Raw genomic sequence first — 23,006 nt, forward strand, 5'->3', positions numbered from 1 at the left:
AATATAGAGCCACACCGTGTTATCCATCCCAGAACCATTGAGGAATTTCCGTTATGTCACGAATGGTACAGTGCGTAAAACTTGGCCACGAGGCCGAAGGTCTTGATCGTCCGCCTTATCCTGGCGCCCTTGGCGCGCGAATTTATCAAGAGGTCTCTAAGGAGGCCTGGCAGGGCTGGCTCAAACATCAGACCATGCTCATCAACGAATACCGTCTTTCTCCCATTGATCCCAAGTCGCGAACCTTTCTGGAAAAACAGATGGATGCCTATTTCTTTGGCGAGGGTGCCCCGGCACCTGAAGGCTACATACCGCCTGCGCCCTAAAACCCCTTAATAGATGCTACAGGGCGCTTTCCGGAGTGCCCCGCAATCCGCGCCAGACCCTGACGTCGTTGCCGGACGACAGGCGCGAAGCGTGCCAGACCACGCCGTTATTGCAAGACTGCCAAGTCCTGTCGCCTAAAGGTGACGCACTGGCTTCTCTTCCTTGTTCCCCCTTCCCTGTTCTTGCCTGGGTGTTGGTGATGCACTTCTGTCTTTTGCTCTCGTACGCTGCTTGTTAACACCATGTATATATGAATACTTTTTTATAAGGTGATGTCTGCTCAGCATCCGAAGACGCGCGGCGGAGCTCCTTCCCACCTGCATGCATATTGGATATAAGCGACTCATTAATGCTCTCCAATGCCGAGGTGTAAAATAATTAATTTAAAAACATATAGTTAAATGTTGGCACGACTTGTGCTTTTGCCTCTTCGCTGTCGAAAAACGGCACCGCCGAGCGCGGAAACTGGAACCACTTTTTGAGGAGAGCTTACCAATGAAGAAGATTGTTGCCCTGACGGCTGCCCTGTCCTTCCTGACTGCCACTGCTGCCTTTGCCACCGAAGTCCCCGCAGCCGCAAAGGCCCCGGAAAAGACCGTGGAGCACAAAGCCCCTATGCACAAGGCCATGGAGAAGAAGGTCGAGCACAAGAAGATTGAACACAAGAAGGTCGAAAAAAAGGCTCCTGAGCACAAAGTGATGGAGAAGAAGGCCGAAATGAAGAAGCCTGTCGAGAAGAAGGCCGAGCCTGCGGCTTAAGGACCTGCCGTTTAGGGATTTATCGGGTTGCGCCTCTGCGGCCTGACCTGTTGAGTTCTGATTTCCAAACCTGGGGTTTTTAAACCCCAGGTTTTTTTGTGTCTGCGATTTGCAGCATTCAGACATTATCCCCGTCAAAATCTATATGCAGACTCATGTTGATCGAACGGCCGGGACCCGGCAGCAGCGTTCCGTATGACATGAGCCGCTGGTCCAGATAAACCCGCCTAACGACGCCTAGTAAAGCTGGTTGAGGGGTGTCTTCCGGATGGCGGTCTCCGGCTTGGCGAATTTGCTGATGTTCGAGGCGGGTTATGGTCGACGTTACGTTTGGCGCCAGTCAACTTTGGTTCGCTGACAAATGTATAAACATCACAGTAGATAGTTGGTGCAAGTTATATCAAAAGGTGCATGGCATCCAAAAACATTATTATTACTCATTGCTGTAAGGATAGGGTAAAATTCTACTACCGAACTACAAAGGGATACTTATGTCGTGCGCATTGTTCACAGCCTCCTAGCCGCCGCAACAATTAGTCTGCCAATAGCCGCCTCAGCGGCAATATCTGTGGCACCAATACAGTGGACAGCAGATGTCCACGCACCGATTTACAATATTCCACGCGTTGCCGATGGCACGGTCTATGTGGATACTGCGCAAGCTAAGGGCCCCAATGTTTTTGCTGTGAAGGAGGGCAAAGTCCTCTGGCGTTTCGCCACGGAAGGGACGATCCAAATGCCGGTATCTTTGGGCGGGGCACAGGTCTTTGTGGCCTCCGATGTTGGGGGCATTCATTTCATGCGCGCCATCGACGCCAAAACCGGTGCGTTGATCTGGGACTATACCCGCCATGAACCACCGGAATGCATGTGCAGCCATGTGACGCACTATATTCAGCATCTGCTTTTTGCGGAAACGGATGGCCACAGCCTGTATGCTTTTTACCCCGTCGGAAAAATCCCGGATCATCGCCTTTGGACCTTTGTTGGTGATGGTGCCAAGCTGACCCCTCCCGTTCTGGCAGATAGTACAGTCATCTTTGGTTCTGCGGATCACAACGTCTATGGGTTGGTCGATAACACCGGGAAAATCCGCTGGCAGCAAAAAACTGGCTATGCCTTTGTTGCGCAACCTGTGGTTTGGGAACACACGGTAATCCTGGGCAACCGCGGCGGCACCGTGCATGCGTATTCGACGACGACGGGCAAGTCACTGTGGAATTTCACGACCAATGGACCCATTGATACAGCCGCTCTCATCTGGCATGACCGGGCATATATTGCATCTGGGGCAGGAGGCCGCGGCGTCTATGCCTTCTCGGCCAAAACCGGAAAACAGATTTGGCACACCCAGATGACCGACTACACCGCCTATCCCCCGGTCATGGTCAGGCAAACCCTGATAGTCGCCTCACGGGATGGGCATCTGCTGGGTCTCGCGGCAAGAACGGGGAAAGTGCTCTGGCGTAGCCATTTGCATGGCGTTCCTCTGTCGCAGCCAGTGCTTTGGCAAGGTGTCGCCGTACTCAAGGTGAATGACCACCAGGTCATGGCCTTCAACGCGCAGAGCGGTCGTCCCGTATGGACCTATCACAGCAAGGACGTGGTCACCTCCCCGGTACCTGAAGGCGACCATGTCTATGTGGGCACGAGCGGTGGAACGATAGTAGCCATTGGCCACTGATGGGGGATGAGCACATGCACAATCAGCATAAAGTGCGTCGTCCTATCTGGCTGGCTTGTCTGGGGATGCTCGTTTCAACCTGTCTGATGGCATCCACAGCGGATGCTGCCAGCTTCAGTAACGCACTTTCCTGGAACCTGCATCTCAGTCTGGAGGGCATTGATAATTTTTCCGGGGGAATCGCACCCGGCGCGGTGGGCAACGCTACCGGTAAAGCGGGCTTTGCTTTCGACACCCGTCGCGCCGGATGGTGGTCTGGCGGGCGCTTCGTCACAGAGTTTTTGGCGATCCAGAACGGTAACCCGGAGAACTACGTTGGGGATACGCAGTGCGTGAACGCCTTCACCGGCCTCAATCGGGGTGCGCTCTATAAGCTGTATTATAGGCAAAATATGGGCAATGCTACGTTGTGGGCTGGACTCATCAGTGCCAATGACTATTTCGACTCTACCGGCGTGGCCAGTAATTTCCTGAATGTTTCTTATGGGTTTGGGGCGGCGATGGGCATCAATGTGCCAGGAGCATCTTCTTACCCATTTTCCAGCCTGGGGGTAATGGGAAGTTATCGCACTGACGGTTGGACAGGTATGGCAGGTGTCTTCGAGGGGGATGCCATTCACCCCTTTGAGAATCCCGCGCATCGGGGAAATATGGTCTGGTTGGAGGCCGACCGGAACGGCTCTCTGGGCGGCGGGAAATATATCGTGAAATTAGGCGGGTGGCGCAACAGCCAGCTACCGCAATACCAGGCCACACTGGGTAACGACACCAGCGGCTTCTACACGACAGGGGAATACCGCTGGGAGCAGGATGGTATGAATTGGGGAAGTTTTTTGGAGTTTGAGGCGGCACCCAATCCGGTGAATGTTCTGCCCTGGTATATGGGTGCCGGATTGCGCCTACGACATTTCTGGGTGGCGCGAACGGGCGATAGTGTGGGTATCGGTATGGCCCGGGCCTGGCTGCGGGACGCGCCTTATCATGCGGAAACAGATTTTGAGGGTTACTATTCAGCGCGGATTATCCCTCGTTTATATCTGCAAAGTGACCTTCAGTATGTGGTTCATCCCAGTGCGACCTACCCGAATGCCCTGGTCGGTATCCTTCGTCTTCACATGCGATTCTCATAGGGACTAAGCGGTAGCCCTTGCACTTTCCAGGCTGCGATTCTACGCTGAGACTCTTTTTTCTTCGTCGGAGCCTGCTGGTCTATGGCATTACGCCCGAGTTCCATTTCCAAGCTGGCCGTCATCGGTTTTGGTCTGGCCATTGTGCCGCTGGTGCTGGTCATTGTTAGTGTGACCATTTCCATTGCCCACTTCGCCGAGCAGGGGCAGGTGAGCATTTTGCGCGCGGTGGCTATGAGTGATGCCGCCAACCGGATGAATAATGCGGTGCGATCCATGGAGCGCTACGGACTGCAATATACCGTGTTACAGGATCAGGCGTTGCTGGTGCTCTATGATCAGAGTTTTACGGAATACAAAAAATCCAGCGCCCAATTTGCTGCTGCCGGCCCCTCCCCTGTCGATAGACAACGCCTGGAACGGCTCGCCACCCATCTGAGTCGCGCCCGTCGGTTATTGCCACTGGTATCGCTGGAGGGAAATCGCAGAGCACTGGAGAGCGACTTCAGCCGTACCAGCGCGGAGGCGCAACACCTGCAAAGTGATGTCAATGAAGGCATCAGCACCGAGGTGGCCAAGCTGGGTACCCGGGCGCTGGCGATCAAGCGTCTGACTGTTGTGGAGGTGCTGCTGGTGTTGCCGCTCTCGATTGCCTTCGCGATCCTGTTTATTGTGTTGATCACCCGTCCCATCCGGCGTCTTGACCAGGCGGTTTCCGGTCTGGGTGATGGTGATCTGGAAACACCCATCGCCGTGCAGGGGCCGCGAGATATTGCCAGTCTGGGCGATCGTCTGGAGTGGTTGCGTAACCGGCTCAATGCGTTGGAGGCAGCCAAGCTGCATTTCCTGCGGCAACTTTCCCACGAGTTGAAGACGCCGTTGACGGCCATTCGTGAAGGCGCAGAGTTGCTCCAGGAGGACCTGGGCCACGAGTTGGGCGCCGACGAGCAGCAGGAGATCGTGCATATCGTTCGCGACAACAGCCTGCGTCTGCAGCGGCTGATTGAGGATCTCCTGCGTTTCAGCCTGGCCGAGGGTCCAGTAGGTGCGGGTATGGTGCAGGATATCTCCCTGACGGCGGTGGTGGAGGAACTGCTGTTGAGTTATAAGCCTAGCCTGCGCAGTAAATCCCTGCATCTGGTCACGGATCTGGCCGATGTGCGTGTGCGTGGTCATGAAGACCGCCTGCGGACTATTTGCGATAATTTGTTGTCAAATGCCGTGAAATTCTCGCCGCAAAACGCTACTATACGGATATATTTGCAGGTACAGGACGAACAAGCGGTTCTCGATGTTCAGGATGAGGGGCCAGGTGTAGCGCCTGAAGAGCGTGGAAAGATTTTCGATATTCTCTACCGGGGCGAGGCCTCGGACGCGGGGAAGATCGAGGGCAGCGGGTTGGGACTGGCCATCGCCAGAGAATATGTACTGAGTTATGGGGGAAGTCTTGAATTGCTGGATAAAAAAACGCCAGGGGCCTGCTTCCGGTTGCGCCTGCCGATCACGGATCGTACTGCTGCCCACGCTCGCCATGTTGACCCTGGCGGGTTGCGCGACCACGCCGTTGCCTCTACTACCTCCAAATACAGTGATTCTTAAGTCGGGTGAACAGGTTATACAGACCAGCAAGTTGGCGGCCTTGCAGGCGCGTATTGGCGTGTTGGAAAAAGTCACCCCAGTCAGCGCAAGTTGTGTTTCCGAAAAAGCGGAAGCCGCCAGCCTGACTAAGCAGCTTGCTGATGCTCGGGCTGGTGATCCCGGCTACCAAAAGTTGGAGGCGAGGGTCAATGACCTGCAGAACCGCCTCCTGCAATCTCAGCAACGCGAGATGGATTTGCGCAAGAAACTCAATGAGCTGGTACAGATCGAGAAAAACGCGCGCTTACCCCAGGGGCACTAAACCGAAATGGAAAAGGGCAGAATCTTACTGGTAGATGATGACGCTGATCTCCTGCGTCTGTTGTCCTTGCGTATGAAGACGGCCGGTTATGCCGTCAGTACCGCGGCCAGTGGTAACGAGGCGCTGTCGGTACTGGCAATGGAACATCCGTCCTTGGTCATCACCGATCTCAAGATGGACGAGATGGACGGGATGGCGCTGCTGGACGCCATTCGCCGTGACTACCCGACTTTGCCCGTCATCATCCTCACCGCCCACGGGTCTATCCCCGATGCCTTGCTGGCGGCAGATCAAGGTGTCTTTGCCTTCCTCACCAAGCCTTTTGATGGCAAGGATCTGATGGCGCAGGTGGAGCGCGCCTTCAACCTGACAGCGGCGGTTCTGCCGGGTTCGGGCAAGAAGGGCAGGGATTCCAGTTGGGACCGTATCCTGACCCGCAGTCCAAAAATGCAGACGGTGCTGGATCAGGCGCGTCTGGTGGCTGCTTCTGATGCCAGTGTCTTCATTCATGGTGCCAGTGGTACCGGTAAAGAATTGCTGGCCCAGGCCATCCATCAGGCGAGCCCACGCCGCAATCACGCCTTTATTGCGCTCAACTGCGCGGCCTTTCCCGAGCAACTCCTGGAGTCGGAACTCTTCGGGCACAAAAAAGGCGCCTTCACCGGGGCGGCCAATAGTCATCAGGGGCTGTTTCAGGCCGCTGAGGGTGGCACGCTGTTTCTCGACGAAATTGGCGATATGCCCCTCTCCTTACAGGTCAAACTGTTACGCGCCTTGCAGGAACGAGTGATCCGCCCTGTCGGCTCCACCGAGAGCATCGCCGTGGATGTGCGAATCATCTCCGCCAGTCATCGGGATTTGGAGCAGGAGATGGCTGCCCGGCGTTTTCGGGATGATCTCTACTATCGCCTTTGCGTGGTGACTCTGGAGCTGCCTGCCCTGGCTGAGCGGCCCGAGGATATCCCGCTGCTGGCCGAGTTTTTTTTACGCGATACGGCAGCCAAGAATCGCAAGGATGTCCGCGGTATCGCGCCGGAGGCCATGGAACTGCTGGTGGGAGCGCCCTGGCCAGGTAACGTCCGGCAACTGGCCAACGTCATTGAACAGGCGGTGGTGCTGTCTACTACCCCGCGAATCGGTGCGCCCCTCATCCGTCACGCCTTGCGGGACAGAGAGGGTGAAGTCATGCCCCTGGCCGATGCCAAGGGTCGTTTCGAGATGAATTATCTGATCCAGATTATGCGCATGACCCGGGGCAACGTGAGTCAGGCGGCACAATTGGCGCAGCGCAACCGGACGGAGTTTTATCGCCTGCTACGTCGTTACCACCTGGACCCCGCTGCCTTCAAAGAAACGGGCAGCGATGAAGACGAAACAGAAGTATAATAAATCACACGATGCGCTGAAGAATGGGTGATCCGCTTTTGGCCCATAGCGATCGGAAAAATTGCTGGTTCACGGAATGGTCGGGGTCGTATAGTTAAGAAGGACGTGCATCACCTTCTGGAGGCTCCGCATGAATATAGAATCCATCACCCTGGTGCGGCACGGCACGACGGAGTGGACAGATCGCGGCAAACATACCTCGGTGACCGAGGTGGCGTTGACGGCGGAAGGGCGCGCAGACGCGCAAGCGCTCTGGAAATGCTTTGTGGAACAGGGGCATTTTGATGGCATTTACTCCAGCCCCATGCTGCGCGCCCATCATACCGCCATTCTTGCGGGTTTCAGCGATCCAGAATTGCATCGGGGGCTCTGTGAGTGGCGCTATGGTCGTTACGAGGGCATGACGACGGCCGAAATTCGCCAGGAAGATCCAGAATGGAGCATCTTCCGTTGTGGTGGCCCTGAGGGTGAGAGCCCGGAAGCCGTCAGTGGTCGTTGCGACGAGCTGCTTAAGGAGTGGGATGCGAAAGGCCACCGCCATGTGCTGTGTTTTGCCCATGGTCACATTCTGCGGGCGCTGGCTACCCGTTGGCTGGGGCTGGATTTGCGTTTTGGTGATCATCTGCACCTGGATCCGGGCAGCATTTCCTGCCTGGGTTGGGAACATGAAGTCCCCGCCCTGCGTCTGTGGAATTACTGTCCGCAGCGCTCGGTTATCGGACCGCGCGCTGGCTGACTCTGAAGTGGCCGTTCAGGGCAGAAGAAAGGCTGGGGCGACCTGTGCGGCCTGCTGCATCCCCGCGTGGTAGTAATGAGTGCCGGTAAAGACCCGGGCATCATCAGCACGGAAAGCATCCATGGCCAAGCCCTTGCGTCCCAGTGTCCCGCTCCACCAGCCGGAGGGGTAGCAGAACTGCGGGAAGTACACACTGTTCACTCCGTCAAAGCCCGCTTCGGTCATACGATTCTGACACTGGCGGATGAGGTCGGCGTGCAGAAGTGGCGACTCAGACTGGGCGATTAGTACACCCTGGTCGGCCAGCGCATGGTGACATGCCGCGTAAAAGTCCGTGGCGAAAAGCCCTGCCGCCGGTCCGACCGGGTCGGTAGAGTCGACAATGATCACATCATAGCGCCCCGCCTCCGCCTCTTTGATCCAGACGATGCCGTCCGTAAAGTGAAAATGGGCGCGGGGGTCCTTATTTTTCTCACAGAGCTCCGGGAAGAAACGTTCGGCGACGCGGGTGACCCGCTCATCCAGCTCAACCTGCGTGGCTTCTTCCACTTCCTGGTGGCGCAGTACCTCGCGCAGGGTGCCGCAGTCACCGCCGCCGATAATCAGTACCCGTTTGGGCGCCGGGTGGGTAAAGAGGGCCGGATGGCTCATCATTTCGTGATAGAGAAAGTTGTCGCGGTCGGTGACCATCACCAACCCGTCCAGCGTCATGAGGGTGCCGAACTGCTCGGTTTCGAAGATCTCAATGGTCTGATAAGGACTCTGCTCGCGATGCAGCACTTCGCGGATTTTCAGACTCAACGCTGCGCCGTGCTCTTCATAGCGCTCGGTGTACCACAATTCTGTGCTCATATCCGCCTCTCTCAACGCTGGGGATGGTGGGGTGCTTGCGGGGGATTTTGCGGAAGAAACAGGCAAAAGAAAAGGGCGGACCGGTTACCCAGGTCCACCCGTTACCGCTGTGAGTCATTTCAAGCGCAGAGAACCGGCTTGACGCGCAACTCATGGGCAGGAACGCCCATCATATCCACTTGTCCGCGCTTCATCTCCATGGTGGAGACTTGCCCGGCGCCAAAGGCTTCCTTGAGATAATTCAAGGCATCCTCGGGCTGGATGACATCGCCGCAGGTGAAAATATCCACCGCTGCGTAACCATATTCCGGCCAGGTGTGAATGGCCAGATGCGACTCGGCGACGATAACGGCGCCGCTCACCCCGTAGGGCGAGAAGTGGTGAAAAGTTTGCGTCACGATGGTGCAATTGGCACGCCGGGCGGCCTCGAGCATGGCATCTGTAACATAATCAACATCAGACAAGGTACTGCCGTCACAGTGGTAAAAATCTGCGACGATTTGATGTCCCAATGAGCGCATAGGTGCCCCCCTTACCAAAGTTAATAAACGGTTAAGAAGTAGCTCCCGTGCACCCCCAGACAGTACTTGGTTTTATGCCCTACCTTGCTGGAACGATGCCTTGCTCCAAGTCTCTTAAGGACTGACCCCCTTAGTAACTGCTTTCGGTGCCGTGGAAACAGACGACGAACTATACGCCTATGCGCTGAGGATGCAAGGGTTTTTAGCGGTTAACGAGGTGTGATTCTCATCGCTTCTGCGCCGTGTTCTGGCCCCATGCTGACCGTTCGGTTTATACTGTGCGCCATGATCGCAAACGCAGAGAGTGCCCATGGCCGCTGAGGCCCTTGTCGAACTGGAAAATGTGCACTTTTCACGAGGGGCGCATCCGGTCCTGACGGGGGTGGATATGCGTATTCCCCGAGGGGCTATAGTCTCCCTCATGGGAGCGAGCGGTGGTGGCAAGACGACCATGCTGAATCTGATGGCCGGCACGCTGGCGCCCCAGTCCGGGCGTATACGGGTGGCGGGGCAGGATCTGCAAACCCTGGATTTTGAGGGGGTATACCAGTTACGGCGCCGCATGGGCATGCTTTTTCAGCACAGCGCTCTGTTTACCGATTTTAGCGCCTTTGAGAATGTCGCTTTTCCTCTGCGCCGCCATTTCCGGTTGGACGAGGGTATTTTGCGTAAACTGGTGCTGATGAAGCTGGAAGCGGTGGGTTTGCGGGGTGCGGCTGGATTGATGCCCGCCGAGCTCTCCGGTGGCATGGGGCGGAGGGTGGCGCTGGCCCGTGCGGTGGTGATGGATCCGATGCTGATTTTTTATGATGAGCCTTTTACCGGCTTGGACCCCATCAGTGTGGGGATTATTGCGACCCTGATTCGCCGCCTCAATGATGCCTTGGGAGCGACCAGTATTCTCGTCAGTCACGACGTGCAGGAGACTTTTTCTATCGCGGATTATGGCTATATCCTCGCGGGCGGTAAAATCATTGCGGAAGGTTCGCCAGAGGCCTTGCGCGCCAGTAATTCAGAACTGGCCAGGCAGTTTCTTGGTGGGCAGCCGGATGGGCCGGTGCCCTTTCATTACCCCGCGAGAGATAATTATGCCACCGCTTTGACGGATTCAGCCGCTGCGGGTGAGGTGATTTAGACCATGGCCTTTCTGGATTTTGTGCCGAATCTGGGGCGGCAGGTATTGCTGACGATCCCCAACCTGGGGTCCGCGGCCCGTTTTCTGCTACGGAGTTTGGTGGCGGTGATCCACCGCCATTTTAGCATTCAACAACTGCTCAAGCAGGTGTATGGCTTTGGGGTGCGGTCGCTGCTCCTGATGACAGTCGCCGCTTTCTTCACGGGCATGGTGCTGGGTTTTCAGGGGTATTACGCGCTGGTGCGCTTTGGTGCCACTTCGGCATTGGGTACCCTGGTCGCCCTGTCACTCCTGCGCGAGCTGGGGCCGGTGCTGACCGCGCTGCTCTTCGCTGGGCGGGCGGGGTCGGCACTGACCGCCGAAATCAGTTCCATGAAGGCGACGGAACAGTTAAGCGCCATGGAAATGATGGCGGTCAACCCATTTGCCTGGGTCGTGGCGCCCCGCCTCTGGGCGGGGATCATCGTCGTGCCCATACTCTGTGCTGTTTTTGATCTGGTCGGTATTTTCGGCGGGTATCTTATTTCGGTGCCGGTGCTCGGCGTGGATGGCGGCACTTTTTGGGCGCAGATGCAGTCCAATGTGACGTTTTCCGGCGATATCCTGACGGGTCTGTTCAAGGCCCTTTGCTTTGGGTTGGTGGTGACCTGGATCGCCGCCTGGCAAGGTTACGCGGCACAGCCGACTGCGGAAGGCGTGGGTAACGCCACGACCCGGAGCGTGGTGACGGCGTCGCTGGCGGTGCTGGGTCTCGATTTCATTCTCACAGCTTTGTTATTCACCTAAGGGGTAGACGGCGCATGGAAAAACGGGCGATAGACTGGTGGGTGGGCGTCTTTGTGCTTCTCGGCATCGCCGCTTTGGTGGTGCTGGCACTGCGCGTAGGGAACCTCTCCGGCTTCGCCTACAACGACGGTTACGTACTGCATGCAGATTTCACCAACGTGGGCAGTCTCAAGGTGCGCAGCCCGGTCAGACTGGGCGGAGTCACGATCGGTGAGGTGACCCACATCGGCATGGACCCCAAGACCTTCATGGCGAATGTGACGATGCGTATCGAACCGAAGGTGAAATTGCCGACGGATACGGGCGCATCCATTTACACCGAGGGTTTGCTGGGCGAGCAATATGTGGCCGTTCAGCCGGGTGGAATGCCACAGGATCTGAAGCCGGGCGGCACCATTACCATGACGCAAAGCGCGGTCAATATGGATCAGCTAATCGGCCAGATGGTCTTCGATAAGGCCTCGGGTAGCAAATAGGGAGGATTTGGTATGCGTCAATTTTCTTTGATTTCACTGGCATTTTTTGTTCTGGCCTGGACGTTGCCTGCCGCGGCAGAGGACACGCAGGGGGCGGTAGCGGTGGTTCAGCAGCTTACCAATAGCGTACTCAAGGTGCTGCGCTCCAATGACGGTAGGCCTATCACGCCAGCCGTGAAGAAAGAGGTGGCGGATATTGTCTTGCCGCACATGGATTTCACCACCATGTCGCAATATGTGATGGCGCGGTACTGGCGGCAGATGGACCCAGCCCAGCAGCAGGAATTTGTGGTGCTGTTCAAGGATCTGCTGGTGCGTACCTACAGCAATTCACTCAATCATTATCACGGACAGACGGTGAAAATCACTGGCAGCCAGCAGATCTCCCAGAATCCGCCTGTGGCACAAGTGAACATGGTTATTCGTCAGAACGGTGGTGCTCCAGATGTTCCGGTGATTTATGCCTTGCTCTACACCAACAACTCCTGGCGGATTTACAACACCTATATTGACGGGGTCAGCATGGTGCTGAATTACCGGCAGAGCTTTGGCCAGATTGCTGCAAGCCGCGGAATACCCGCGCTGCTCCAGGACATGAAGGCCAGGGATGGCATGGGTAGCACAGCAGGCAAAACGGCGGCGGCCGCTTGAGCACAGCGACCTCCTGGGAACGACAGATGGTTGATGGTACCCCATGGCTTTTCCTGCAAGGGGACTGGCGGGTGGCACCGATGGATAAGGCACTGCGGTCCTTTGCATGGGTGAAGGACGGGCAGGATTGCACAGAAGTTTCCGTCGTGAAGCTAGAGGCTGCGGACAGTGCGACACTTGCCATGTTGATGGAGTGGGTGCAGCAGGCCAGACAGCGTGGAACTGCACTACGTATTCACGGGGCCTCGCCCAAGCTGCAAGAACTGGCGAGTTTGTATCATCTGCAGGATATTTTGCCGTTGTGCCATGACTGATTCCCTGGCTATTCACATCGCCGGGTTGCGCAAAGCCTACGGCAGCGGCCACCTGGTCTTGGCTGACGTAGATCTGGATGTGCATGCCGGAGAATTTTTTGGTCTGCTGGGTCCCAATGGCGCGGGCAAGTCTTCGCTCATCAATATCCTGGCCGGGACTGTGTGCCGTTCAAGCGGGGTCGCAGAAATTTTCGGCTTTGATGTGGAGCGAGATTTTCGCCGGAGCCGTCAGTTGCTTGGGGTCGTGCCCCAGGAGCTGGCCTATGACCCATTTTTTACCGTGCGGGAGTTTCTGCGCATGCAATCCGGCTATTTTGGCTTGCGTCATAATGATGACTGGCTTGATGAGCTGATGGCAGAGCTGGATCTGACGGACAAGGCCAACGCCAATTTGCGCGCGTTATCCGGCGGCATGAAGCGGCGGGTGCTCATCGCCCAGGCTTTGGTGCACAGGCCCCCGGTGGTGGTACTGGATGAGCCGACCGCCGGGGTTGATGTGGAACTGCGCCAGGGCCTCTGGCGTTTTATGCGGCGCTATAATGAAGAGGGTCATACGGTCATTCTCACCACCCACTATCTGGAAGAGGCCGAAGAACTCTGCCAGCGAATCGCCATTCTTCAGCAGGGGCGAATCGTTGCCTTGGACAGCAAGGATGAATTATTGCGCGCCTCCAGTTGGCGGGTGCTGACGGTGACCTTCGACCACGATCCCGGCATGCTCCCTCCTGAACTGGCGGAGTTGATGACTGGTGCGGCAGAAAATACCCGTGTCCTCAGGATTGATGCGCAGAAGAACCCGTTGGGGGACGTCTTGGCACAATTGCAAACGCTGCCCGCCCAAATCCTGGATTTGCATCTGCAGGAACCGCGCCTGGAAGATGCCTTTACGGACATCCTCGGACAAGGGCGCTAAGCTTGGCAGACCTCTTGCGTCTCGATCTATTTCTCAAGACGTCACGTCTGATCAAACGCCGTAGTGTGGCTAAAGATATCTGCGATGCCGGGTGTGTGCAGATCAATGGTCGGATGGCTAAGGCGGGGGCGATGGTGCAGGTGGGTGATATGCTCACCATCGATATTCGGGATCGATTGATGCGGGTGCGGGTTTTGCGTATTCCGCAACGGATTGAAGGACCGGAAGGGGTGGTGGAAGTACTGCCCGAGGAGGTTGAGGAATGATCACAGAGCCACGTTTGTTGCTGACGGTGGGGGAACCCGCAGGTATCGGCCCGGATATATGCCTGCAGCTGGCCAGGCACGCCCTGCCCTCAGGGGTCCTGCTCATTGGCGACCTGCACTGTCTGCGCAGTCGCGCCCTGACTCTGGGTTTATCGCTGCGACTGGAGCCCTGGCAGGAGGGCAATCCCTGGCCGGCGCCCGGAAATGGTGTGTTGCACGTGCTGGACATGGCGCTGGCCAGGCCTTGTCGTCCAGGCCATCTGGATGTGGCTAATGCACCGGCGATATTGTCTACTCTGGATAAAGCGATGCACCTATTACGTGCAGGTGTTGCGGATGCGCTGGTGACGGCACCGGTGCACAAGGGCATCATCAACGACGCGGGGATTCCCTTCACCGGGCATACAGAATATCTTGCGGAGGCCTGTGGCAGTCCAGAGGTGGTCATGCTGCTGGCCGGTCGCGGCCTGCGGGTGGCGCTGGCGACGACTCATCTGCCTTTAGCCCAGGTAGCGGCAGCCATTACCCCGGAAGGCTTGGAGGGTACGCTGCGTATCCTGCACCGGGCCATGCGTGAAGACTTCGCCCTTTCGGCACCCCGTATTCTGGTTGCCGGACTGAACCCCCATGCCGGGGAGGGGGGGCACTTGGGGCATGAGGAGCAGGATATCATCGCGCCAGTGATAGCCGCCTTGCAGGGAGAGGGGCTGCGGATCAGCGGCCCATGGCCGGCCGACACCCTGTTTACTCCGCGCCTGCTGGAAGATGCTGATGCGGTGCTGGCCATGTATCACGACCAGGGACTGCCGGTGCTGAAGTACCATGCCTTTGGCGAGGCAGTAAATATTACTTTGGGCTTGCCCATCGTGCGCACCAGTGTGGACCATGGCACGGCGCTGGACGTGGCGGGCACCGGCCGGGCAGAAGGGGGCAGTCTGCTTCGGGCATTGGATACGGCTGCGGAAATTGTTCGTAACCGGTGCCTTGCAGGCTGCTGATGTCTGTCGCAGGTCGGTCTGCATACTCAAAAAATGCGGTTGCGCCCTTCCGGCACCTGGGCAATTAAAAACTCCATCTGATCGGCGAGAATGCGCCGATTGCTGAGCAGCAGATACTCGGCCCAGGTCGGGGTGAAGGGCACCGCGAGCAACGGCATGCGCGCCTCGTCGGGGGTGCGGTTGTCCTTGCGGCTGTTGCAACTGCGGCAGGCGGTCACCACGTTGGTCCAGATATCCCTGCCCCTGCGGGAGATAGGAATGATATGGTCACGGGTGAGTTCGCGGATAGGAAAATGTTTACCACAGTACATGCAGAGATGATGATCGCGATGAAACAAGGTCTGATTGGACAGGGCCGGGGGTCGAATTTTACCCTGATGGCGACCGCGGACGGCGATGACCGGATGAATATCAAGTTGCGAGAGGGTACCACTGCGGCGGCAGATGCCGCCATGTGCGGTAAAGAAAGGACTCCCCAGTGTCCAGGCAACATTACCTCGGACATAATGGGCCGCGGCTTCTTCCCAGGTTTCCCAGGCCATGGGACGACCACCGACGTCAAGGCGCAGCACGAGGTGCATAGACTTTCCGTTTCGCATCGCCTGCTAGAGGCGTCGACCGAATATAGCATGAAGGTGCGCTAATGATGCAAGAGGGGCGCCTGCCGCGTGCCAAAAAGCGTTTCGGGCAGAATTTTCTGGTTCAGCCGCAGATCGTTGAGCGTATTGTGGCGGCTATTCGCCCTGTGCCCGGCGATCAACTGGTGGAAATCGGGCCGGGGCCGGGGGCGCTGACCAAAGCTTTGCTGCGCCTCTTGCCGCAGTTGACGGTGGTGGAGCTGGATCGGGATATGATTGCCGGTTTGCGCGCGCTCGCGCCGCCGGAGCGGCTAAAAGTCATGCAGGCCGACGCGCTGGAGGTCGACTTTGCGGCACAGGCTGGTGCCGGGAATGTCCTGCGGGTAGTCGGTAACCTGCCTTACAACGTGGCGACGCCGCTGATTTTTCATATACTGGAACACGCAGAACAGGTGCGGGATATGCATTTCATGCTGCAAAAAGAGGTGGTGGAGCGCATGGTGGCGGTGCCGGGAACCAAGGCCTACGGCCGGCTTTCGGTGATGATACAGGCGCACTGCGCGGTGGAATCCCTGTTCACGGTGGCGCCCGGGAATTTCTTTCCGGTGCCGAAGGTGGATTCGGCCTTCATGCGCCTGGTACCGCATCGTCCAGGGTTGCTACCACGCCACCTGCAGACGTCTTTTGCGCGAATGGTAGCTGCTAGCTTTGCCCATCGCCGCAAGACACTCGCCAATAATCTGCGCGGCATTTTGAGTGCGGATGACTTGCAGGGTTTGCAGATTGATCCAGGCTGCCGCGCCGAGATGCTGGACCAGGCCGCCTTTTTTCGCCTCGCCGAGGCAACAGTTGAACAAGGAAACCGATCATGAATCATTTGGAAGTTGCCGAGAAACTTTTTGCCGAACTGGAATGGGAAGCGAAGACGCTGCCCGATTATCCGGTCCTCACTTGTGGGTTGCAGGTACCTCATGGTGTTCTGGACATTTTTTGCCACGTGCATGGCGAACGGGAGCGTATCCTGTTTTACCTGCGTCCCCAGAATCTGGAGATAACCATGGGAAAACGCCCGGCAGTGGCGGAGTTTCTGACCCGTGCCAACTATGGACTAGCCCTGGGTAACTTTGAACTCGATATGGAGGATGGAGAAATCAACTTCAAGACGATCCTCCAGGCACCTGCCACGGTGCTGAGCACTGCTCTGCTGCGCCCATACCTGCTGGTTGGTGTAGAGACCATCAACCACTATCTGCCAGGGTTGGACCGGGTGCTGAGTGGTCAGGAAACCCCGGTCGCCGCGATTAGGGCGTTGGAGATTGCGACAGCGGTGCATTGACCCCGGAGCCGATGATTCCGCTGCCCAGCAGCAATGGGGTGATGCCCATGCCGCGGATTTTGGCAAGGGTGGGCTGGGCCGCTGCCAGAGAATCGAAGATGCTGGTGCGGAGCCGGTAGAGGGTGTTGTTATTACCGGCTTCTACTTTTTCCATCCGGGTGCTGACCCCCAGCAGGGCGAGGCGATCGCGCAGGACGACGGCGGCGGCGCGGTTGGTGAAAGCGCCCACCTGAATAGTTACCGGCTGGTGAACGACACTGATATTGCTGGCGGTCGCCGCACTGGGGATACCGGGGCCGCTACCGAGGATGTCGGCTGGAATGTCCACATGCATATGGGGCAGTATCTGGTAAAAATTGAAATTGACGCCGCTGCGGTTGGCGGCTGTGGCACTGTTATCTGCAGCGACGGCAAGTGAGTTGCTCACCGGAGTTTGTGTAATGGCTGGGGTATGGGTGGCCAGCAGATTACCGGGCTGTTTCTGATTGGCTGTCAGTGCGCTACGGCCGGAAGCCGTCGCTGCCGATAGTCCCGTCCCGCTACTAATGAGACCGAGTTTTCCTGTGGTGATGGGGAGCTGTGCTATCCACGACCAGATCCCCGCACTGAGCGCGACCACCAGAAGCAGCAACACCCATGGCCAGTACCGTGGGGGATGGGGCGGTGTTTTTTCGGAGTCGTCTTCCAGCTTTGTCTGCTGCCGTGGCGTGACGGCCGGGCGCGGCTCTTGCGCTCGCGGGCGACTGGTTTGATTTTTGTAATCGCGCATGAATCCTTACATCTGTTCCGGTGCGCTGACGCCAAGCAGTCGTAACCCATTGGCAATGCTCTGTGCGACGCTCAGACAGAGCGTCAGACGGGCGTGGCGCAGCGGCGTCTCCTCCACTAAAATTCGGGTCGAATTGTAGTAGGTGTGGAAGGCTGCAGCCAATTCCCTAAGATAGAAGGCAATCTGGTGCGGTTCGCGATCACGTGCCGCCGTGGCTACTACTTCCGGGAAGCGCCAGATGGCGTCGGCAAGTGCGATTTCGCGGGGTTCCTGCAGAATTTCCAGGTCAACGCCGTCTGTTGACGGCAGGCTGAGCCCTTTTTCTGCCGCCTGACGCAGCAGGGAATAGACCCGAGCATGAGCATACTGGATATAAAATACCGGGTTTTCTTCGGAGTGCTTTTTTGCCAGTTCCAGATCGAAGTCCAGATGTTGGTCGGCGCGGCGCAGTACATAAAAGAAACGTGCCGCATCATTGCCCACTTCCTCGCGCAGTTCACGGAGGGTGACAAACTCGCCAGCGCGGGTAGACATGGAGACCTTTTCTGTACCGCGATAGAGGATGGCGAACTGGACGAGGACGACTTCCAGTTGCTGGTCATCGAGGCCAAGGGCGCGCAGGGCGGCCTTGACTCTGGGCACATAGCCGTGATGGTCCGCACCCCACATGTCGATGACGTGGGTGAAGCCGCGAGCAAATTTTTCGGCATGGTAAGCCACATCGGAGGCAAAGTAGGTATAGGCGCCGTTGTCACGACGCAAAACCCGGTCCTTGTCATCATCAAAGGCGGTGGCGCGGAACCAGAGGGCACCTTCCTGGGTGTAACAGTGTCCCGCTTTTTCGAGGGCAGCGATGGCGGCATCGACTGCACCCGTATCCACCAGGCTGCGCTCGGAATACCAGCGATCGTAATGTATGCCAAAGCCCTCCAGATCATCGCGGATGTCGGCGAGAATCTCGTCCAGTCCGGCGCTGTGCAGGGTGCGATAGTTTTCGCCGAGAGACTGCTTCAGATAGGCGATGAGGGTGTCGATGGCGATATCACCGTCGCTCATCTCGGGGAGGTTCGGCAATCCGGCCGCTGCGTGCTGTAAGCGGTTGCCGACCTGCTCCCGGAGATGGGTCGCTATTTCGCGCACATAGTCGCCCCGATAACTGTTCTCAGGGAAGGGCCAGGGCAGCGCCCCGGCGGCTTCGAGATAACGCAGGTAGACGCTAGCGGCGAGAATATCCATTTGGCGCCCGGCATCGTTGACATAGTATTCGCAAAAGATGTCGAAGCCGCTAAAGCGGAGGATGTTGGCGAGGCTGGCGCCATAGGCGGCACCGCGCCCGTGCCCGACGTGCAGGGGGCCGGTAGGGTTGGCCGAGACGAATTCCAGTTGCAGCCGTTGACCCGCACCATTTTGGTTGGCGCCGAAGTGCTCCTTTTCGGCACTAACCTGGCGGATCACTGCATGAAAGGCGGCTGGCTGCAAAAAGAAGTTGATGAAGCCGGGGCCGGCAATTTCGGTGCGGGCAATCCACTCCGAGGCGGGCAAGGCGGCGACGATGTCGGCGGCGAGATCGCGCGGTTTGCGTCCGACGACTCTGGCGAGGAGCAGGGCGACGTTGCTGGCGAGATGGCCGTGTTCCACCTGCTTGGGGCGATCCAACTCCAGAGTGGCGGGAACCCCTGGAATGCTGCCCTGGGCGTGGAGTTGTTGAAGCGCCCCTTGCAGGGCTTGGCTGACAAATGCTTTCACAGGGCTACCTTATGCACGAAATGTTTACTTTAGTGTAACCGAAGCAAACGTTTTACGGCAGAGGTTGTTGTATCCTGGACATCCTGCCGACATGTCCACGCAGCGGGGAGCGCGAAACAGAGTGGTTATAAGGAGCGCTTCCGGCGCTGGCTGCTGCGGAAAACTCGTCCTCTTCCTCCTCCACATAATTGCGCGGACCATCGGCGCTGCGCAGAGTGCTGGGCGGGATGATAAAGAAGTAGGCGCCGATGGCCGCTATCAGGCAGATCCACATGGACAGGCGCAGCAGGTTGTCGATGCTCAGGGTATCGGCCTGCACGCTGATCAGGGTGTGCAGGTGTTGGGCGGAGAGCGTCGTTTCCGGGTTGAAACGACTGATGTGGCCGCGTAGATGGTCGCCGGCAAGGGCGCTGTAGCGGGTCCAGTAGACGCTCAGCAGGCTCACCCCGATGTTGGCGCTGAAGACGCGAATGAAATTGCTGGTGGTGGCTGCTGACGGGATTTCCTGGGCGCTAAGGCCAGAGAGGATGATCATGGTCAGCGGTACGAAGAGCATGCCCACCCCCATGCCGATGAACAGCACCGACCAGAACAGGTCGCCTAGATTGCTGATGGGGCTGAGATAAGCGCTGCCATAGGCGAAGGCAAAAATGGCAAAGCAGAGGGTCGCCAGTAGTCGCAGTCCGAGTAACCCGCGCAGACGGTCCATCAGCGTCGACAAAGGGATGGCGCCGATGCCGATGGGAATAAGTACGGAGCTCCCCCAAAACCCATTGAAACCAAGGGTTTCCTCTGCCCAGAGGGGCAGTATGGAGGCCCAGCCCATGAACATGGCCCAGCCCAGGCAAAGCAACAGCAAACCCAGCCAGTAATTGCGTCGGCGCAGAAAGTGTAACGGGAGCAGGGGATGCTGAGTTTCGCTTTCCCGCCAGGCAAAGAGCAGCAAAAAAATAAAGGCAACTAAGGTCATTTTGAGAATGAAGGTGGAATGCCACCAACCGTACTGCTCACCCTGATCCAGCACAATTTGCATGCTCATCAGTCCGCCATAGAGCAGGCCGAAGCCCCAGCTATCGAAGGGTGGGGTTAGGGGATTGCCCTGCTCTTTGGGGATGCCCAGACTGCCCAAAAACAGGGCGACGCCCCATATCGGCAGGGAAAGTAGGAAAATGCTGCGATAGCCCAGTTCCGTCGCCAGCAGACCGCCGATGGTTGGCCCGAAGAAGAAAGGCACGAGCATGGCATTGCTCCAGAAAATGGTCACCAGACCATGGCGCTTGAGGGGGCTGTGGTGCAGAAAAAGACTCTGACCCAGGGGGACGAGGAGCCCTGCGGCGATACCTTCCAGAGCACGAGACAACAGCATAATCCAGAGATTGTTGGTTACCGCGCTGATGACGGTTCCCAGTACGGCCACGGCAACCGCCACTTGAAAAACGCGACGCATCCCGAAGCGGGCGGTCGTCCAGGGCATCAGGGTAATCCCCAGTGACCAGTGGACAATGAAGTAGGTCAGGGTCCAGAGGGCATGATCGCTGCTGGTGGACAGACCACCTGCGACGTAAGGAAAAATACCCTGCACCGAGGCGCCATCGAAGGAGCCCATACCGAGGGCGAGACCTACCCCCGCAAAGAGGGGCCAGATTCTAGAAAGGGACGGCGATGTTTCCACGAGGCGGAATCCTTGGAGATTGTCTTGATCTGGAGCTGGTCGTCACGACGGCATAACGTCGGTCTTGTGCTGCTTTAGAAACCACCGTCGGCCGTTGCTACCAACAAAAAGGCACCGGAGCCGCCTGCCGGATGCTCCAGCCAGATCAGGGGCAGGTCGGGACGGCGGCGGGTGAGGGCTTCTTCGGCATCGCCGGTTTCCACTACCAGGATGCCACCGGCCTGCAGGTGGTGCGGCGCCTGCTCCAACAGGGGGAGCAGGCAATCCAGGCCATCATCGCCGGCGGCCAAGGCGAGACGGGGCTCGTGCCGATATTCGGGGGGTAGTTCCGTCATGGTCGCTGCGTCCACATAGGGCGGGTTGCTGAGGATCAGGTCGTAGCGCTGTCCATCCAATGCGGCGAAGAGGTCGGACTGATGCAGATGCACGCGGTCCTCCAAGCCATAGCGTCGTACATTCGTGCGGGCTACGGCGAGGGCCTCGGCGGAAATGTCTACTGCGTCCACTTCGGAGTCTGGAAAACGCAGGGCCAGGGTGATGGCCATACAGCCGGAGCCCGTGCCGACCTCCAAAATGCGCTGTACCTGCGATTCCTCTACCCAGGGTGCGAAGCCCTCTTCAATAAACGGTTCAAGCAGGCTGCGGGGAATGAGGACCCGTTCATCGACGCTAAAACGCAGTCCAGCAAACCAGGCTTCGCCGGTGATGTAGGCGGCAGGACGGCGGAGCATTTCCCGCTGATAAAAGTAGTTGAGAATCGTGGTCTTCTCGTTGTCCAGCAGACGGGCTGCGCCCAGATCTGCAAGGTCTTCTGGCTCCAGGTGCAGCGCCCGCGCGATAAGGGTGTCCGCTTCGGCGCGGGGTTGCTGCTGGCCCTGGCTGAAGTCGAGCCCGGCAGCGGCAAAACGGCTGGCTCCCCAACGCCGGTAATCGGTTACCGTATGCAGTGTGGTGATAGCGAAGGCGGCATATTGTTCGAGGTCCATTCAATCCAACTCCAGCCAGACCGGGCAATGATCGGAGCCCGTCACATCAGTGGCAATCCCTGCTCCGCGCAGGCGCGGCAACAGGCTCTCATGTATCCAGAAATAATCGAGGCGCCAGCCGATATTGCGGGCTCGGGCGTTAGTGCGCTGGCTCCACCAGGAATAGTCCGTCGCGTCCGGGTGTAGGTGACGGAAGCTGTCCACCCAGCCTGCCGCTACCCACTGGTCCAGGCAGGCCCGTTCCTCGGGGAGAAAGCCGGATATTTTCGCATTCTCTTTGGGGCGGGCGAGGTCGATGGCCCGGTGGGCGGTGTTGACGTCGCCACAGAATACCACCGCTCGCCCGGCGGCAACCCGTGCGTTGACCATATCCAGGAAGGCGGCATAGAAATCCAGTTTGAAGGCGAGGCGTTCCGTATCTTTTTTGCCATTGGGGAAGTAGACATTATACAAGTCGAAATCTCCACAGTCGGTGATGACCACGCGGCCTTCTCGATCGAAACGTGGGATGCCTAGCCCTGTGGCCAGTGGTCGGCAGGGTGCTTTGCTGAAAGTGATAACGCCGCTGTAACCGGAGCGCTCGGCGACTGCCCAGCGGCCATCATAGCCCTCCAGTACGATTTCTGCGGTCGGCAGGCGGTCCGGGTCGGCTTTGCTTTCCTGGATGCAGAGCACACCCGGTTGCGTCGCTGCGACCCATTCGCGCAACCCCTTACGACAGGCGGCGCGCCAGCCATTCACGTTCCAGCTATACAGGCGCATGGTCACGACCGCTCAACGGATCACCCGCACGGCCAGAAAATCCCCCTCGGCCAGCACCCGTTCCAGAATGATACGCCCGGCATCGCCGGCGGTACTGGCTGCAGCGAGCAGGGCGAGTCCCTCCCGCGCCGCCGTCGGACTGATGACGCCATGGCGTAGTGCCAGTTGATAAAGTACGGCAACACTGATTTCCTGGCCGGGTTGTTTGACCAGTTCCCCCTGAAGCTGCGCGAGGGGGCCGCCGTAGAGAAGCAGTTTGCGCACATGGTCGATATTGGGCAGTGTCGGGGTGCTCATGGTGGTTCCTTGTTGATGAATCATCTGTT

27 protein-coding genes are annotated in these 23,006 nt (G+C 57.9%); 18 read left to right on the forward strand and 9 right to left on the reverse strand.

Annotated features, from left to right (window positions below; all coding sequences use genetic code 11):
* The first annotated feature begins 53 nt into the window (after positions 1 to 53).
* The 8 genes from M0P56_RS10260 (at position 54) to M0P56_RS10295 (ending at position 7,919) form a co-directional block, all read left to right on the forward strand.
* Positions 54 to 326, forward strand: a complete 273-nt coding sequence (locus M0P56_RS10260; protein WP_291509933.1) for an oxidative damage protection protein — start codon at positions 54 to 56, stop codon at positions 324 to 326.
* 496 nt (positions 327 to 822) lie between these two features.
* Positions 823 to 1,086: a hypothetical protein gene (locus tag M0P56_RS10265; protein ID WP_291509934.1), complete on the forward strand. Its 264-nt coding sequence runs from the start codon at positions 823 to 825 to the stop codon at positions 1,084 to 1,086.
* Positions 1,087 to 1,654: 568 nt separating this feature from the next.
* Positions 1,655 to 2,770, forward strand: coding sequence for a PQQ-binding-like beta-propeller repeat protein (locus M0P56_RS10270; RefSeq protein WP_291509935.1), 1,116 nt, complete (start codon positions 1,655 to 1,657; stop codon positions 2,768 to 2,770).
* A gap of 14 nt (positions 2,771 to 2,784) precedes the next feature.
* Positions 2,785 to 3,900 (forward strand): carbohydrate porin, encoded by a 1,116-nt coding sequence (locus tag M0P56_RS10275; protein ID WP_291509936.1) that lies wholly within the window; start codon positions 2,785 to 2,787, stop codon positions 3,898 to 3,900.
* A gap of 81 nt (positions 3,901 to 3,981) precedes the next feature.
* Entirely contained in the window at positions 3,982 to 5,496 is a 1,515-nt protein-coding gene (locus tag M0P56_RS10280) for an ATP-binding protein (RefSeq protein ID WP_291509937.1), read from the forward strand.
* On the forward strand, positions 5,486 to 5,797 hold the full coding sequence (locus M0P56_RS10285; protein WP_291509938.1) for a hypothetical protein: 312 nt from the start codon (positions 5,486 to 5,488) through the stop codon (positions 5,795 to 5,797). Before M0P56_RS10280 ends, M0P56_RS10285 begins: the two co-directional genes overlap by 11 nt.
* Positions 5,798 to 5,803: 6 nt before the next feature.
* Positions 5,804 to 7,183, forward strand: a complete 1,380-nt coding sequence (locus tag M0P56_RS10290; protein ID WP_291509939.1) for a sigma 54-interacting transcriptional regulator — start codon at positions 5,804 to 5,806, stop codon at positions 7,181 to 7,183.
* 130 nt (positions 7,184 to 7,313) lie between these two features.
* Positions 7,314 to 7,919, forward strand: coding sequence for a histidine phosphatase family protein (locus M0P56_RS10295; protein ID WP_291509940.1), 606 nt, complete (start codon positions 7,314 to 7,316; stop codon positions 7,917 to 7,919).
* A 15-nt stretch (positions 7,920 to 7,934) separates the two neighbouring features.
* Here the strand turns inward: M0P56_RS10295 and speE are convergent, their stop codons facing one another.
* Together speE and speD are read right to left on the reverse strand one after the other, a co-directional pair.
* Entirely contained in the window at positions 7,935 to 8,771 is an 837-nt protein-coding gene (gene speE, locus M0P56_RS10300; protein WP_291509941.1) for a polyamine aminopropyltransferase, read from the reverse strand.
* A 119-nt stretch (positions 8,772 to 8,890) separates the two neighbouring features.
* Positions 8,891 to 9,292, reverse strand: coding sequence for an adenosylmethionine decarboxylase (gene speD / locus M0P56_RS10305; protein ID WP_291509942.1), 402 nt, complete (start codon positions 9,290 to 9,292; stop codon positions 8,891 to 8,893).
* Between the two features lie 310 nt (positions 9,293 to 9,602).
* Here speD and M0P56_RS10310 point away from each other — a divergent pair, with 310 nt between their 5' ends.
* Genes M0P56_RS10310 through pdxA form a run of 8 tightly spaced genes read left to right on the forward strand, consistent with a single transcriptional unit; the run spans position 9,603 to position 14,831 of the window.
* Positions 9,603 to 10,427, forward strand: a complete 825-nt coding sequence (locus tag M0P56_RS10310; RefSeq protein WP_291509943.1) for an ABC transporter ATP-binding protein — start codon at positions 9,603 to 9,605, stop codon at positions 10,425 to 10,427.
* 3 nt (positions 10,428 to 10,430) lie between these two features.
* Complete coding sequence (gene mlaE, locus M0P56_RS10315; protein WP_291509944.1) at positions 10,431 to 11,213, forward strand: lipid asymmetry maintenance ABC transporter permease subunit MlaE; 783 nt, start codon at positions 10,431 to 10,433, stop codon at positions 11,211 to 11,213.
* Between the two features lie 14 nt (positions 11,214 to 11,227).
* Entirely contained in the window at positions 11,228 to 11,689 is a 462-nt protein-coding gene (mlaD, locus tag M0P56_RS10320) for an outer membrane lipid asymmetry maintenance protein MlaD (protein WP_291509945.1), read from the forward strand.
* A gap of 12 nt (positions 11,690 to 11,701) precedes the next feature.
* Entirely contained in the window at positions 11,702 to 12,340 is a 639-nt protein-coding gene (locus M0P56_RS10325) for a phospholipid-binding protein MlaC (protein WP_291509946.1), read from the forward strand.
* The gene (locus M0P56_RS10330) at positions 12,337 to 12,654 is read left to right on the forward strand and encodes an STAS domain-containing protein (protein ID WP_291509947.1); all 318 of its coding nucleotides are present in this window, start codon (positions 12,337 to 12,339) and stop codon (positions 12,652 to 12,654) included. Before M0P56_RS10325 ends, M0P56_RS10330 begins: the two co-directional genes overlap by 4 nt.
* Positions 12,647 to 13,567, forward strand: a complete 921-nt coding sequence (locus tag M0P56_RS10335; protein WP_291509948.1) for an ABC transporter ATP-binding protein — start codon at positions 12,647 to 12,649, stop codon at positions 13,565 to 13,567. Before M0P56_RS10330 ends, M0P56_RS10335 begins: the two co-directional genes overlap by 8 nt.
* 2 nt (positions 13,568 to 13,569) lie before the next feature.
* Positions 13,570 to 13,833: a S4 domain-containing protein gene (locus M0P56_RS10340; protein ID WP_291509949.1), complete on the forward strand. Its 264-nt coding sequence runs from the start codon at positions 13,570 to 13,572 to the stop codon at positions 13,831 to 13,833.
* Positions 13,830 to 14,831 (forward strand): 4-hydroxythreonine-4-phosphate dehydrogenase PdxA, encoded by a 1,002-nt coding sequence (pdxA, locus tag M0P56_RS10345; protein WP_291509950.1) that lies wholly within the window; start codon positions 13,830 to 13,832, stop codon positions 14,829 to 14,831. Before M0P56_RS10340 ends, pdxA begins: the two co-directional genes overlap by 4 nt.
* 26 nt (positions 14,832 to 14,857) lie before the next feature.
* Here the strand turns inward: pdxA and M0P56_RS10350 are convergent, their stop codons facing one another.
* Positions 14,858 to 15,412 carry an HNH endonuclease gene (locus tag M0P56_RS10350; protein ID WP_291509951.1) on the reverse strand — a complete coding sequence of 185 codons (555 nt, stop codon included), beginning with the start codon at positions 15,410 to 15,412 and terminating at the stop codon, positions 14,858 to 14,860.
* A gap of 62 nt (positions 15,413 to 15,474) precedes the next feature.
* Between M0P56_RS10350 and rsmA the strand changes: the two genes are divergently transcribed.
* Positions 15,475 to 16,281: a 16S rRNA (adenine(1518)-N(6)/adenine(1519)-N(6))-dimethyltransferase RsmA gene (gene rsmA / locus M0P56_RS10355; protein ID WP_291509952.1), complete on the forward strand. Its 807-nt coding sequence runs from the start codon at positions 15,475 to 15,477 to the stop codon at positions 16,279 to 16,281.
* Positions 16,278 to 16,745, forward strand: coding sequence for a YbjN domain-containing protein (locus tag M0P56_RS10360; protein ID WP_291509953.1), 468 nt, complete (start codon positions 16,278 to 16,280; stop codon positions 16,743 to 16,745). Before rsmA ends, M0P56_RS10360 begins: the two co-directional genes overlap by 4 nt.
* On the opposite strand, the gene M0P56_RS10365 is transcribed toward M0P56_RS10360, so the two are convergent.
* The 6 genes from M0P56_RS10365 to M0P56_RS10390 all read right to left on the reverse strand — a co-directional run bounded on the left by M0P56_RS10365 (position 16,711) and on the right by M0P56_RS10390 (position 22,977).
* Positions 16,711 to 17,514, reverse strand: coding sequence for an SPOR domain-containing protein (locus tag M0P56_RS10365; protein ID WP_291509954.1), 804 nt, complete (start codon positions 17,512 to 17,514; stop codon positions 16,711 to 16,713). The two genes, M0P56_RS10360 and M0P56_RS10365, sit on opposite strands and share 35 nt — an antisense overlap.
* 6 nt (positions 17,515 to 17,520) lie before the next feature.
* Positions 17,521 to 19,260, reverse strand: coding sequence for an arginine--tRNA ligase (gene argS / locus M0P56_RS10370; RefSeq protein ID WP_291509955.1), 1,740 nt, complete (start codon positions 19,258 to 19,260; stop codon positions 17,521 to 17,523).
* 52 nt (positions 19,261 to 19,312) lie between these two features.
* Positions 19,313 to 20,932, reverse strand: a complete 1,620-nt coding sequence (locus M0P56_RS10375; RefSeq protein ID WP_291509956.1) for an MFS transporter — start codon at positions 20,930 to 20,932, stop codon at positions 19,313 to 19,315.
* 74 nt (positions 20,933 to 21,006) lie between these two features.
* A complete protein-coding gene (gene prmB / locus M0P56_RS10380; RefSeq protein WP_291509957.1) occupies positions 21,007 to 21,918 on the reverse strand; it encodes a 50S ribosomal protein L3 N(5)-glutamine methyltransferase in 912 nt (303 codons plus the stop codon).
* Positions 21,919 to 22,680: an exodeoxyribonuclease III gene (locus M0P56_RS10385; RefSeq protein ID WP_291510160.1), complete on the reverse strand. Its 762-nt coding sequence runs from the start codon at positions 22,678 to 22,680 to the stop codon at positions 21,919 to 21,921.
* 12 nt (positions 22,681 to 22,692) lie between these two features.
* Positions 22,693 to 22,977: a DUF2322 family protein gene (locus M0P56_RS10390; protein WP_291509958.1), complete on the reverse strand. Its 285-nt coding sequence runs from the start codon at positions 22,975 to 22,977 to the stop codon at positions 22,693 to 22,695.
* Between the last annotated feature and the right edge of the window lie 29 nt (positions 22,978 to 23,006).

Source organism: Acidithiobacillus sp. (assembly GCF_023229925.1).
GTDB lineage: Bacteria > Pseudomonadota > Gammaproteobacteria > Acidithiobacillales > Acidithiobacillaceae > Acidithiobacillus.